The organism is Vibrio sp. 2-Bac 85 (assembly GCF_037546705.1).
GTDB lineage: Bacteria > Pseudomonadota > Gammaproteobacteria > Enterobacterales > Psychromonadaceae > Psychromonas.
Genome location: NZ_JALAAB010000001.1, coordinates 98,646 through 111,811, shown reverse-complemented (window position 1 = coordinate 111,811; position 13,166 = coordinate 98,646). Strand labels below are relative to the sequence as shown.

Genomic DNA, 13,166 nt, shown 5'->3' with positions numbered 1-13,166 from the left:
AAGTTTTTGAATTTAAGGTTGTTAATTAAAGGCTAAATACTCATCAAAAGGAGCATGTTATGGGAGAGTATAAAAAATTGTGGTGGACCCTCTTAGGGGTGCTTGCCATTACCTTTTCATTATTAGGTTACTACGGAACAGAAATTTATCGTACAGCACCACCGATACCAGCATCATTTGTTTCTGAAAGTGGTGATATTTTTACAACGGAAGAAAAAATATTAGACGGTCAAACGGCTTGGCAATCAGTAGGTGGGATGCAACTGGGATCAATATGGGGTCATGGCGCTTATCAAGCGCCTGATTGGACAGCGGATTGGTTACATCGAGAACTTGTTAATTGGTTGGATTTAGCGGCAATGGACGAGTTTGCTAAACCTTTTGATCGATTAACTGGAGAGCAGCAAAACACATTACAATATAAACTTAAAAATGATTACAGAACAAATACCTATGATCATGAGAAAAATACAGTCACGTTATCTGTAAGGCGTCTGCAAGCGATTGAGCAAACGGGTGAGTATTATAATGCGCTCTTTGGCGGTGCACCTGAATTACAAAAAACGCGTGAAAATTATGCCATGAAAGAGGTGACATTACCAAGTGCAGAGAGAAGGGAGCGTTTAACTGAATTCTTTTTTTGGACCGCTTGGGCTGCCTCAACTGAACGTAGTGACGGTAATGCAACTTATACAAATAATTGGCCGCATGAACCATTAATCGATAATAAACCCACTACTGAAAATATTTTATGGTCTGTTGTGAGTATTGTATTGTTGGTTGCCGGTATTGGTGCTTTAGTATGGGCTTGGGCATTTTTACGAAAAGAAGATGAAAGTGAACCTGTTGCGCCACTCAATGATCCTATCTTATCTTTCGCGTTAACAGCTTCGCAAAAAGCATTAGGTAAATATTTATTCTTGGTTGTGGCTTTATTTACTTTTCAAATTTTTATGGGGGCACTCACCGCACATTATACCGTTGAAGGTCAAGGCTTTTACGGTATTCAAACTTCAGAATGGTTTCCTTATAGTTTAGTGCGTACTTGGCATATTCAATCTGCTTTATTTTGGATCGCCAGTGGTTTTTTAGCGGCAGGATTATTTTTAGCACCTGTCATCAATGGAGGTAAAGATCCTAGATTCCAAAAACTCGGTGTTGATGTGCTTTTTTGGGCACTGGTTCTGGTCGTTGTTGGCTCATTTATAGGTAATTATTTAGCGATTGCGCAAATAATGCCAGCAAATTTAAATTTTTGGCTAGGCCATCAAGGTTATGAATATGTTGATTTAGGGCGATTATGGCAAATTGGTAAATTTATTGGGCTTGTATTGTGGTTAACGTTGATGATGCGTTGTATTGCGCCGACGTTGAAACAGAAAGGTGATAAAAACTTATTAGTTTTATTTATGTTCTCATGTATCGCGATTGGTTTATTTTATGGGGCGGGTTTCTTCTACGGTGAAAGAACACATCTCTCTGTGATGGAATATTGGCGTTGGTGGATTGTACATCTATGGGTTGAAGGTTTCTTTGAAGTTTTTGCTACTACTGCGTTGGCATTTATTTTCTTTAATATGGGATTAGTTTCTCAACGTATGGCGACAGTGGCTTCATTAGCATCTGCCTCATTATTCATGTTAGGGGGTATTCCGGGTACTTTCCATCATTTGTATTTTTCTGGTACGACAACACCTGTTATGGCAGTCGGTGCGACCTTTAGTGCACTCGAAGTTGTGCCACTAATTGTGCTTGGATATGAAGCTTGGGAGCACTATAAGTTGCAAAATCGTGCGCCTTGGATGGACAGTGTGAAATGGCCTATTATGTACTTTGTTGCAGTTGCTTTTTGGAATATGTTAGGCGCTGGCGTATTAGGGTTTATGATCAATCCGCCAATCTCTTTATATTACATTCAAGGTCTTAATACGACGGCAACCCATGCGCATGCTGCATTATTTGGTGTGTACGGTTTCTTAGCGCTCGGCTTTACCTTATTGGTATTAAGATACATTCGCCCTCATTTGAAATTTGATGAGCGTTTAATGAAGGTTTCTTTTTGGTGGATGAATATAGGCTTAGCACTGATGTTATTTACTAGCTTATTACCCATTGGCATTATTCAATTTATTGCGAGTGCATCAGAGGGGCTTTGGTATGCACGTAGTGAAGCCGTTATGCAAAGTGATACATTAGTTACATTGCGTTGGACACGTACCATCGGTGACATCGTGTTTATGATTGGTGCATTAGCAGTCACTTGGCAAGTGACTAAAGGTGTCTTTTTTTCGCCAGAAAAAATAGTGAAATCGAAATGTTAACTTAAGCCTCTTTGATTGGTGTTGCGACGTTTGTATTGCTTATAAGTCATGATTCTAATTAACGTATAATGAATAAAAATGACGCTTGTTAGCGTAATACCGAACAGTTAAGAAAAGTTAGTTTATTTTTAGCTGAAGAAGATCAAAATCCTATGACTCAAAAGGTCATGGGATTTTTTTATGGCGTTTTCAGAAGCACTTGCTCGCACTTCGATTAATCGTTTTACTGAATTTTCTTCTTTGTCAGATATCTTAGAGCCAGACGTTATTGAATCTTGCCTAAGCGCATCGTTGGGGAATTGAATTAGGTTATCGCGAAATGAACCGCATATGCTTGAAAGTCGTTTTACATTACGTAGCAATCTACCTGAATTAATTGATCAAGAGTGATGAAGTGTTTTACTTGCTTATAATTAAATTCGTTACAAAATGATACTGATGGCGAAATCACTTGAAGGTGCTTTTGCTAATCAATTGGGCTTCAGAGATGCGTCTTCTCGTATTATTCATACTCCGACCATGATGCTGATATATGCACCAGAAAACGTTCCAAAGATAGTGATAGATATAGCAATAAATGCCGCCCAGTTTAAGCTAGAGGGAAAGCGAGAATGAAGTTATTCTAGGTATTTAAAACCTCTAAGAGCCGATATCCGGTTGCTAAAAGTAAATATGCCTTTGACCTTAAGTGAATGACATTATGCTGCAGCATGTATTTTTATTTTGCCAAGCATAAAACCAATAAATATTGTTTTTATGCTTGTTTGCTAAAATCCAATTAATTCAACTCAACTTAATTCAACTAAAATTTCACCTACCACCTTTGATGTTTACTTCGACGCCCCGCTAATTTGTTTGTAAGCAACTACAATTTAATCTTTAATCTTAAGTATTCAGGCTAACTAACAAATCATTCCAGCTATTTTCCGACCATCTAATTGTCATGAAACTATTATATTAATAGCTAGATTTGTATATAAAATGAACGGTGTGATAATGTATGTTAACTACCGCTAAAACCAATTTAGTTAATTATCTGTTTATTTATGTTAGTTAGATTATATAAATGCTTGGTTATCGACGTTGTAATAAGCCCGATAATGATTACAACCAATGCTTTGCTTGTATTTCTTCTCGCCTGAATAAAGCTCTTATTTAATTCAATTGCTATGAATGGCAATTTTGCCATGCAAATGGAGGTGATATGCCGTTATTTATAGAACACCAACAATTAAACATTCGTCGTTTTGTTGATGAAGATAAAAATGACTTTATTAGCTTAGTTCAGCATCCGTTATGTATGAAATACAGCATGACAGGGGTTTTATCAGAGCAGCAAGCGAGTAAGTTTTTTGATACGTTAATGCAGAACAAAAAACACAAAATGTACGCGATTGAAGAAGCTGAAACTGGTCTTGTGATTGGTTGTACTGGATTACAAGATTGTTTTATTGAAGAAGACTTATGTATTGTTTTTACCCTACGTTTATTGCCCGAATTTAATCAACATCAAGATTTACACCCTGCATTAAAACAGTTAATAGAACAACTCACTTCCCTACATCAACTCCCGAAACTACAAGCAGTGGTTGCTAAGAAAAATCAGTTTATTATGCAACTGCTGGCAGATTTGAGCTTTGAAAAAGTCAAAGTAGTCACCTGTCGTGGCATCGATAGTTACTTATATCAAACTTGTTGATCCATCGATTACCGTCTTATTTGAATAAATAGTGTTATTTTTTGTATTTTTATTCAACAAAACGAATAAAAGTGCTTTTAATTCGGGTAGAATGCCGCGCAAGTTCAACTTTTTGGAAAAGCCAATCACTTGAATTTTTCACCGATGAAAACATTAACCGAGGAATGTGGAATATAATGGAAAATAGCCGAACAATTAAACGCGCACTGATCAGTGTTTCTGATAAAACTGGTATTGTAGAATTTGCACGCGAACTAGCAGCTAACGGTGTTGATATTTTGTCAACAGGCGGTACTTGTAAGTTACTTGCTGAAAACAACATTAAAGTAACTGAAGTATCTGATTACACTGGTTTTCCTGAGATGATGGACGGCCGAGTAAAAACATTACATCCTAAAATTCACGGTGGAATTCTTGCTCGTCGTGGTATCGATGAAGATATTATGACGGCAAACGATATTCAAGCAATTGATATGGTTGTTGTAAACTTGTACCCATTTGCTGCGACAGTAGCAAACCCAGATTGTACTTTAGAAGACGCGATTGAAAATATCGATATCGGCGGTCCAACAATGGTACGTGCTGCGGCAAAAAACCATAAAGACGTTGCGATTGTTGTTAATGCTTCTGATTACTCACGTATTTTATCTGAAATGAGTGAAAATAACGGTAGCCTAGTTTACAAAACACGTTTTGATTTAGCGATTGCAGCTTACGAGCATACTGCACAATACGACGGTATGATCGCTAACTACTTCGGTACTATGGTACCAAGCTACGGCGAAAACAAAGAAGGTGATGAAGAGTCTAAATTCCCACGCACTTTCAATGCACAATTCCAGAAAAAACAAGATATGCGTTACGGTGAAAATTCTCACCAAGCCGCTGCTTTTTATGTTGAAAACAACATTCAAGAAGCATCAGTATCAACGGCAACGCAGTTACAAGGTAAAGCATTATCTTACAACAATATCGCCGATACAGATTCAGCATTAGAGTGTGTTAAAGAATTCTCTGAGCCAGCCTGTGTGATCGTTAAACATGCAAACCCATGTGGTGTTGCTGTCGCTGGCACAATCTTAGATGCCTATGAAGGTGCTTACAAAACTGACCCTACATCTGCATTCGGTGGCATCATTGCGTTTAATCGCGAATTAGATGCTGCAACGGCTGAAGCGATTACTTCACGTCAATTTGTTGAAGTAATTATTGCACCATCTGTTAGTGCAGAAGCTGCGGCAATCGTTGCGACTAAAAAGAACCTACGTTTATTAGAATGTGGCGAGTGGGCTAAGCAAACTACAGAGTTTGATATTAAACGTGTTAACGGTGGTTTATTAGTTCAAGACCGTGACCAAGGTATGGTGGGTTTAGACGACCTTAAAGTTGTCTCTAAACGTCAACCTACAGATGCAGAAATGTCAGATTTATTATTTAGCTGGAAAGTGGCTAAATTTGTTAAATCAAATGCAATTGTTTACGTTAAAAACAGTGCTACCGTTGGGGTAGGTGCTGGCCAAATGAGCCGTGTTTACAGTGCAAAAATTGCAGGTATTAAAGCTGCTGATGAAAACCTAGTGGTTGAAGGTTCTGTTATGGCATCGGATGCATTCTTCCCATTCCGTGACGGTATTGATGCAGCAGCAGAAGCTGGTATTAGTTGTGTTATCCAGCCTGGTGGTTCAATGCGTGATGATGAAGTTATCGCAGCAGCGGATGATCACAATATGGCAATGGTATTCACGGGAATGCGCCACTTCCGCCATTAATTTTATTTTGCTTTGTGATTTGGCTCGTCCTCTGCGTTGAAAGTGCTCACTTGCAGTAGCAAGCTCCGCGCTTTCGCCTTCATGACAAGCCAAACCCTTTAGCAAAAATCACAATTAATTATTGTGTTATTAAGCAATCAAGTAGCAAGCTCCTTGCTGCCTCTTGATTGTTAGTAAAATTACTTAACACAATTAGATTAATCAATTTGAATATTGTAGGGCGAACTTTGGTTCGTCTTTATTATTTTAGATAACTTATTTTTAAGGTTCCTATTATGAATGTACTGATTATTGGTAATGGCGGTCGTGAACATGCGTTGGCATGGAAAGCGGCACAAAACCCTGAAGTTAAAAATATCTTTGTAGCACCAGGTAATGCCGGTAGTGCCTTAGAAGATAAAGTCACTAACGTTAATATAGGTGTTGAAGATATTGATGCATTAGTTGCTTTCGCAAAAGACAATAATGTTGAATTAACCATTGTTGGCCCTGAAGCACCGCTTGTTATTGGTGTGGTTGATGCGTTCCAAGAAGCAAACTTAGCATGTTTTGGTCCAACTAAAGGTGCCGCACAGTTAGAAGGCTCTAAAGCATTTACTAAAGACTTCTTAGCGCGTCATGATATTCCAACAGCTTGGTACCAAAATTTCACTGAAATTGAGCCGGCTTTGGCTTACGTTCGTGAAAAGGGCGCTCCTATTGTGATTAAAGCCGATGGTCTTGCTGCAGGTAAAGGCGTGATTGTAGCAATGACATTACAAGAAGCTGAAGATGCTATTCAAGATATGCTAGCGGGTAATGCATTTGGCGAAGCTGGTCATCGCGTTGTCGTTGAAGAGTTCTTAGATGGCGAAGAAGCATCATTCATTGTAATGGTTGATGGTAAAAATATCGTGCCAATGGCAACTAGCCAAGATCATAAACGTGTTGGCGATGGCGATACTGGACCAAATACCGGTGGTATGGGTGCATATTCCCCTGCACCAGTTGTAACGCCTGAAATGCATGACCGCATCATGGATCTTGTTATTCGACCGACAGTTGAAGGTATGGCTGCTGAAGGTAATACTTACACTGGTTTCTTATATGCCGGTCTTATGATCATGGCGGATGGCACACCTAAAGTAATCGAATATAACTGTCGTTTCGGTGATCCAGAAACACAACCAATCATGTTACGCATGCAGTCTGATATCGTTACTTTATGTCTTGCTGGTGTAAATGGCGAACTTGAAGATATGGTTGCTGAGTTTGATCCACGTGCTGCTATTGGTGTGGTATTAGCTGCTGGCGGTTACCCTGCTGATTACACTAAAGGGCATGTTATTTCAGGTATTCCTGAAGCCTCTGAAGGCCTAAAAGTATTTCATGCAGGTACTGCTGAAAAAGACGGTCAAGTGGTGACAAATGGTGGTCGTGTACTTTGTGCTACAGCATTAGGTAATACAGTGACAGAAGCGCAACAGAAAGCCTATGAGCTTACTAAACAGATTAGTTGGGATGGTATGTTCCATCGTAACGATATCGCTTACCGTGCGATTGCACGTGAAAATAGTAAATAACTCAGCTTATTTGTAAGTTAACTAACTTCTCTGATGATTGTTCAGAGAAGTTAGTTCCTAGCAAAGTGTTAATCTCACCTACTCTTTACACCTACTCATTACCTCTGCGAATTTTCCATCTCATAGATTACTGGTTTTTGCATCATCAACGGTAACGGCTTTAAGCAACTTTTTACATGTTAACGACTGCTATTCAACTAGCTTACTGATCACTGCTACATCATTATGCAATGTTTTATGTACTGGGCATTTATCTGCAATTTCTAAAAAGCGAACTTTCTGTTGTTCGTCTAAATCGCCTACAAAACTGATATTACGCACAATCGCTTCTATGCCATTTTGTTGTTCGCAGTTATTACAATCATCTTGATAATCACGGGTATGTGTAAGCTCAACTTTAATATGTTGTACGGGTAGTTTTTTACGTTGCGCATACATTCTTAGGGTCATTGATGTACATGCGCCTAGACCGGCGAGTAGATGCTCGTAAGGATCTGGTCCTGTATTTTTCCCGCCTACGCTAACGGGTTCATCCGCTAACCAATAGTGGCTTGATGTGCTTACATGCTGGGTAAATTTGTGATCTTTTTCTTCAACCAGGACATGTCCTTTAGGCAGTGTTTTTTTGTCACTGTTTGTTTGCGTGTTTGTATCATTGTTAATATATCGACTAGCCCATGCTGCAATAACATCTGCTGCATATTCTGAATCATTTTTCTGGCTTAATAAGTGGTCTGCATTATCTAAGCTTACGAAACTTTTAGGGTGTAATGCTGCTTGGTATATTTTTTCAGCTTCACTGATATTAACGATGCTGTCTACTGGGGAATGCATCACTAACAGCGCTTTTTTGAGTTTGCTAATATGTTGATTACCATAGCTATTAATATCATCTAAGAACTGCTTCTGTATGGTGAAATTTCTGCCGGCAAGTGTTACTTCTGCTTCGCCTTTATCGTTAATGTCATTAATGTGTGCTGCAAAATTATGAGCAACATGTGCAGCATCAGATGGAGAGCCTATTGTCACAACAGCAACGGATTCCGGTACTTTTTGAGCAACGCCTAATACGGCAGCACCACCCAAACTATGCCCAATTAGTAATTTAGGTGCATGATACTCTTTACGTAAAAAGTCAGCCGCGGCCACTAAGTCTTGTATGTTTGATGAGAAATTTGTATTGGCAAAATCTCCATCGCTATTACCTAACCCGGTGAAATCGAAGCGAAGCACTGCAATCCCTTTGGCCGTTAACGCTCTGCTAATGCGAGATGCAGCGGCAACGTCCTTACTGCATGTGAAGCAGTGAGCAAACAGCGCATAGAACCTGACGTTTGCTTCAGGAGTCTCTAACAGTCCACTCAGTGTATGACTACCACTAGTGAATTCTACTTTCTGACGCATAGTACATTCCTTCTTTAGTTGATTACTAATAAGTACATAGATGACTAAACATTAATGAGGCTGTTATATATAACATGTTGTTTAACAAAATGATGGTTTGTGTTGTTTTTTATAGCGTTAGTTTTATTTGAAAAGTATTGGTGATTTGTTACCTGCAATCACATTAAATATAGGAAGTGCCATCAACCATAGAAAGTGTGATTAAACATAGGAAAGAATTAAAGCTAGGAGGGGGAAATTAAAGTGTTTTAAAAAGCCCTCAAAAGAGGGCTTCTAATAACATGTCCAGTAAACTTACTTATTTAAAAGCAATTTATTTAAAAGCCATTTATTTAAAAGTAATACGCTGTAAGCGAGTGGTCAGTTATTTTAAATACAAATACTCGAAAGTATTTTATCCGCGTAACAAAAGATTATTTGTTTACCGCTTCTTTAAGAGCTTTACCAGAAACAAAAGCAGGAACGTTAGCTGCTTTAATTTGAATGTCAGCACCAGTTTGTGGATTACGACCAGTACGTGCTGCACGATGATTTACTTTAAATGTACCAAAACCGATAAGTTGAACTGGTTCACCATCTTTTAGGCTATCAGTTACGCTAGCTAAAATTTGCTCTAGGGCAGCTTTAGCTTGTACTTTAGTTAGGTCTGCTTTTTCTGCGATATCTGCAACAAGTTGAGTTTTGTTCATTATTTGACTTCCATTAGTATAAAAAAATGCATAAGAATTTAAACATATTATTTAATGTATTGCATTCATTCCTCGCAAGTAAAGGATAATAATCATTTAAATTAGTAAAATAGGGGTTTATTTACTTTATTGTGTTAAAAATCACACAACAGTGGCGGCTGTTGTGCCCTGCGGTTCAAATTTTGTTCGCCACATAGCACTTTGCATGACCCGAATATTACGCAGCCTAGTCGCCTAAACGAATTTTTTTGATAAAGATTATGTCGTTTGGGGAGGACTCTGAGGATAAGCTCTACTGACTATTTATGCTGCGTTTTGCTTAATTATGCACATCGTGATATATCAAATGTCATCTTGAGCGGCACTGTATAACACCATTTTAAACGACTACACATAACTAACTACACATAACTAACTACACATAACTAACTACACATAACTAACTACACATAACTAACTACACATAACTAACTACACATAACTAACTACACATAACTAACTACATATAACTAACTACATATAACTAACTACATATAACTTAGCTATATAACAAAAATCTATTTGGCCTTAATTAAAAAGCCAGCAACATATAGCAAAAATAGTTCTTAAAAATAACCCTCAAAGATGACCCTCAAAAATTAACTGTTCTGAACATTGAACATTGAACATTAAATGTCTACTGTAGAGATACCAATATTGGTACTTTCAAGAGACTTTATATAAGCACGAATTGATTTAATGAGTTCCGGACTACGTTCATTATTTAACATTTTTAATAGGGTTTCTTGAACTGCTAAATGTTCAATAAATAATGGCTCAAGCAACAAAGTTGCTTCATCAATTTCTTGATCTGTTTGTAATTCAATAAAACTAGCAATGGTTGCAAAGCTGGTTTGGCTTGCATTTAATGCTTCCTCTTTGGACTTAGTAGAAAACGAGTTGAAGATACAGTTAGTAATCACACAAAAATCGACAGCTGGATAAACGCCATAGAAATCATAATCATTGCTTTCTGGGATAATCGCATCAAAATTTTCTTCTTGGATGGTGAAGTTTATTTTAGCGCCTTTTACGGTCAGTTTTTCCCAAAAAAGTTGTAGGATATTTTCAGCCGTTTCTCCATGTTCACTTCCAATTGCTTGGCTAAACATTTTAAAGTGAGTAATATTTTGCTCTGCTAATGCCATACAAAAAACATTTTGTTGCCAAGCTTGTAAATTGGAAAGTTGATCATTGATGGGAAGAGATAGCATAGTAGTCCTATTTGCAAAGGCAAAAGAAGCTAAGGTTATAGGCAAACTTGAAGACTGTCTGCAGATATTTTGTGATTTTTATTTTTTACTTAAAAAAGATATAAAAAAAGCGACTTAGAAAGTCGCTTTTTTAGATTCTAGAGTAGAGTTAGACTTAACCCATGCCGTATTTTTTCAATTTTTTGCGTAACGTACCACGGTTAATACCCAACATAGTTGCTGCACGAGTTTGGTTACCACGAGTGTATTGCATAATGATATCTAACATTGGCGCTTCAACTTCTGCCAATACTAATTCATATAATTCAGTTGTGTCTTGACCATTCAATTTTGCTACATAACCAGATACAGCTTGACGTACTGAGTCACGTAGTGGACGTTGAGTTATTTGCCCTGTAGCAGGAATACTAGTTGTTGTTGTCAGTGCTTCTTGAGAAATATTTTGTTCAAACATGGCTGTTAACTCTTTTAATTACAATTGATTTAAATAAGTTTCTAATACGTTTAATTGCTCACTAGCATTTTCTATCGCATTAAATTTTCGCTTAAAATAACCTAACCTGTCTTGCGCTTGCAAATACCACCCGACATGCTTCCTAGCGATTCGAGGTCCCATTACATCACCATAAAAAATATGCAAAGCCTGCACATGATCTAATAGCATTTGTGTAATTTCCGTTTGTGCCAAACGCTGTGCATGTTGCCCAGTGTTTAGAAAGTGGTTAATTTCATTGAATATCCAAGGGGCACCTTGTGCACCTCGTCCAATCATGATGGCATCAGCTCCTGTGTAGTCCAGTACAGACTTAGCTTTCTCCACAGAAGTAATATCACCATTTGCAATCACAGGGATTGTTATACTTTCTTTAATTTTTTTTATCGTGTCATACTCTGCTTCACCTTTAAAAAGGCACTGTCGAGTACGACCATGCACGGTTAGTGCTTGGATACCTGCTTGTTCAGCAATCTGTGCAATCTCTATCCCATTTCTATTTTCTGGATCCCAGCCAGTGCGAATCTTCAAAGTAACAGGCACATCAACGGCATCAACAACACTCTCTAAGATAGCTTTCACTAACTCAGGGTGTGGTAGTAATGCAGAGCCTGCTTTTTTCTTATTCACTTTTTTGGCGGGACATCCCATATTAATATCAACGATCTGAGCACCTAGCTGCACGGTCAATCGTGCGGCATTAGCCATTGCTAGCGGTTCAGAACCAGCAATTTGTACAGAACGAATACCTGATTCGTTATGGTAATCCATTCGTAACTTAGATTTAGTACTATTCCAAACACGAGGATTGGATGAAAGCATTTCTGACACAGCTAGCCCAGCACCTTGTTTGCGACAAAGTTCTCTGAACGGCCTATCTGTGACGCCTGCCATCGGCGCTAAAATAAGATTATTGTCTAATTGATACTTTCCAATGCGCATATTCTAAGCGTTCTCTAAGTTAAGGCGGCGTAGTCTACGCATTTTTTACTGCAGAATAAAGGTTAATAATTAAGCATTTTGAAATTATTTCGCTTGCAAATTGAGCAACACTTTGTTCTCAGTTATTTATAATCGCTTTAAGCGTGCTTAATTCCAGATAAACGCGCCCATTCATCTTTGATTTTTGCCTCATCCATAGCAAACCATTGGCCATAAACTTCAATCAATTCTTCAGCTTGTTGCTCTAAAATACCTGATAATGCTAAAGCACCATTAGCCTTCACTAAGCACTCAATACTGCTTGATAATTCACGTAACGGGCCCGCTAGAATATTTGCCACAACAACATCTGCCACAATACCTTCAGGGACGTCGTCTGGTAAATATAACTCAAGTTGTTCTGATACGTTGTTACGTTGTGCATTATCTCGGCTTGCAGTGATCGCTTGTGGGTCTATATCAATGCCTATGACGCGTTTTGCACCCAGTTTTAGTGCTGCGATAGCCAAAATGCCTGAGCCACAACCAAAATCGATAACCACCTTATCTTGCAGGTCCTGAGCATCTAACCAAGACAAACAGAGTGCAGTCGTTGGGTGAGTACCGGTGCCAAAAGCAAGGCCAGGGTCAAGCATTACATTAACCGCATTTTCATCGGGAACGGGCTTCCAACTTGGGCAAATCCACAAGCGTTCACCAAATTGCATGGGATGAAAGTTATCCATCCATTCACGTACCCAGTCTTTATCTTCTAGTTGCTCAACTTTAAATGCAAAGTCTTCCGCAAGTAGGTTACTCTCTTTTAATAAAGCAATAACGGGTAGCATATCGGCATCAGCCTCATACAAACCAGTGACGTCGGTATCACCCCATAGGCGGGTTTCACCTGGCATTGGTTCAAAAATAGGGGTGTCTTGCGAATCAGTAAAGGTAGCCGATAGGGCGCCATTATCCATTAATAGTTCACCAATCTCTTCCGCATTTACATTGCTTGCGTTTAATTTAAGTTGGATCCAAGGCATGATTATCTCTTT

The 13,166-nt window shown here is 38.5% G+C and carries 11 protein-coding genes and 1 pseudogene; 6 read left to right on the top strand and 6 right to left on the bottom strand.

Translation table 11 applies throughout. The annotated features are described in order from the left end of the window. Positions 1 to 59 precede the first annotated feature (59 nt). From MT390_RS00515 to purD, 6 genes and pseudogenes are all read left to right on the top strand, one after another. The gene (locus MT390_RS00515; RefSeq protein WP_499438994.1) at positions 60 to 2,321 is read left to right on the top strand and encodes a nitric-oxide reductase large subunit; all 2,262 of its coding nucleotides are present in this window, start codon (positions 60 to 62) and stop codon (positions 2,319 to 2,321) included. Between the two features lie 180 nt (positions 2,322 to 2,501). Then, positions 2,502 to 2,624 (top strand): hypothetical protein, encoded by a 123-nt coding sequence (locus MT390_RS00510; RefSeq protein ID WP_277344343.1) that lies wholly within the window; start codon positions 2,502 to 2,504, stop codon positions 2,622 to 2,624. After that, positions 2,605 to 3,013 (top strand): annotated as a pseudogene (locus tag MT390_RS00505) (IS4 family transposase); the annotation flags it as partial. The gene MT390_RS00510 and the pseudogene MT390_RS00505, both read left to right, overlap by 20 nt. Positions 3,014 to 3,525: 512 nt before the next feature. After that, a complete protein-coding gene (locus MT390_RS00500; RefSeq protein WP_166368148.1) occupies positions 3,526 to 4,020 on the top strand; it encodes a GNAT family N-acetyltransferase in 495 nt (164 codons plus the stop codon). A gap of 176 nt (positions 4,021 to 4,196) precedes the next feature. Next, positions 4,197 to 5,789: a bifunctional phosphoribosylaminoimidazolecarboxamide formyltransferase/IMP cyclohydrolase gene (purH, locus tag MT390_RS00495; protein ID WP_499439485.1), complete on the top strand. Its 1,593-nt coding sequence runs from the start codon at positions 4,197 to 4,199 to the stop codon at positions 5,787 to 5,789. A gap of 275 nt (positions 5,790 to 6,064) precedes the next feature. Then, positions 6,065 to 7,351, top strand: a complete 1,287-nt coding sequence (purD, locus tag MT390_RS00490; RefSeq protein WP_166368146.1) for a phosphoribosylamine--glycine ligase — start codon at positions 6,065 to 6,067, stop codon at positions 7,349 to 7,351. 189 nt (positions 7,352 to 7,540) lie between these two features. Here the strand turns inward: purD and MT390_RS00485 are convergent, their stop codons facing one another. The 6 genes from MT390_RS00485 to prmA all read right to left on the bottom strand — a co-directional run bounded on the left by MT390_RS00485 (position 7,541) and on the right by prmA (position 13,154). Continuing rightward, positions 7,541 to 8,755, bottom strand: coding sequence for a bifunctional alpha/beta hydrolase/OsmC family protein (locus MT390_RS00485; protein ID WP_499438992.1), 1,215 nt, complete (start codon positions 8,753 to 8,755; stop codon positions 7,541 to 7,543). 413 nt (positions 8,756 to 9,168) lie between these two features. Beyond that, positions 9,169 to 9,444 (bottom strand): HU family DNA-binding protein, encoded by a 276-nt coding sequence (locus MT390_RS00480; protein ID WP_028868279.1) that lies wholly within the window; start codon positions 9,442 to 9,444, stop codon positions 9,169 to 9,171. A 668-nt stretch (positions 9,445 to 10,112) separates the two neighbouring features. After that, the gene (locus MT390_RS00475; protein ID WP_166368143.1) at positions 10,113 to 10,697 is read right to left on the bottom strand and encodes a YjaG family protein; all 585 of its coding nucleotides are present in this window, start codon (positions 10,695 to 10,697) and stop codon (positions 10,113 to 10,115) included. Positions 10,698 to 10,851: 154 nt separating this feature from the next. Next, the gene (gene fis, locus MT390_RS00470; RefSeq protein WP_025563271.1) at positions 10,852 to 11,151 is read right to left on the bottom strand and encodes a DNA-binding transcriptional regulator Fis; all 300 of its coding nucleotides are present in this window, start codon (positions 11,149 to 11,151) and stop codon (positions 10,852 to 10,854) included. Between the two features lie 18 nt (positions 11,152 to 11,169). After that, positions 11,170 to 12,132 (bottom strand): tRNA dihydrouridine synthase DusB, encoded by a 963-nt coding sequence (gene dusB / locus MT390_RS00465; protein WP_166368141.1) that lies wholly within the window; start codon positions 12,130 to 12,132, stop codon positions 11,170 to 11,172. A 137-nt stretch (positions 12,133 to 12,269) separates the two neighbouring features. Then, the gene (gene prmA, locus MT390_RS00460) at positions 12,270 to 13,154 is read right to left on the bottom strand and encodes a 50S ribosomal protein L11 methyltransferase (RefSeq protein ID WP_166368139.1); all 885 of its coding nucleotides are present in this window, start codon (positions 13,152 to 13,154) and stop codon (positions 12,270 to 12,272) included. Between the last annotated feature and the right edge of the window lie 12 nt (positions 13,155 to 13,166).

What these genes read in the sequence shown, in the direction of transcription:
- MT390_RS00515 (WP_499438994.1), top strand. Translation starts at nt 60, where the DNA reads ATGGGAGAGTATAAAAAATTGTGGTGGACCCTCTTAGGGGTGCTTGCC.
- MT390_RS00510 (WP_277344343.1), top strand. Translation starts at nt 2,502, where the DNA reads ATGGCGTTTTCAGAAGCACTTGCTCGCACTTCGATTAATCGTTTTACT.
- MT390_RS00500 (WP_166368148.1), top strand. Translation starts at nt 3,526, where the DNA reads ATGCCGTTATTTATAGAACACCAACAATTAAACATTCGTCGTTTTGTT.
- purH (WP_499439485.1), top strand. Translation starts at nt 4,197, where the DNA reads ATGGAAAATAGCCGAACAATTAAACGCGCACTGATCAGTGTTTCTGAT.
- purD (WP_166368146.1), top strand. Translation starts at nt 6,065, where the DNA reads ATGAATGTACTGATTATTGGTAATGGCGGTCGTGAACATGCGTTGGCA.
- MT390_RS00485 (WP_499438992.1), bottom strand. Translation starts at nt 8,755, where the DNA reads ATGCGTCAGAAAGTAGAATTCACTAGTGGTAGTCATACACTGAGTGGA.
- MT390_RS00480 (WP_028868279.1), bottom strand. Translation starts at nt 9,444, where the DNA reads ATGAACAAAACTCAACTTGTTGCAGATATCGCAGAAAAAGCAGACCTA.
- MT390_RS00475 (WP_166368143.1), bottom strand. Translation starts at nt 10,697, where the DNA reads ATGCTATCTCTTCCCATCAATGATCAACTTTCCAATTTACAAGCTTGG.
- fis (WP_025563271.1), bottom strand. Translation starts at nt 11,151, where the DNA reads ATGTTTGAACAAAATATTTCTCAAGAAGCACTGACAACAACAACTAGT.
- dusB (WP_166368141.1), bottom strand. Translation starts at nt 12,132, where the DNA reads ATGCGCATTGGAAAGTATCAATTAGACAATAATCTTATTTTAGCGCCG.
- prmA (WP_166368139.1), bottom strand. Translation starts at nt 13,154, where the DNA reads ATGCCTTGGATCCAACTTAAATTAAACGCAAGCAATGTAAATGCGGAA.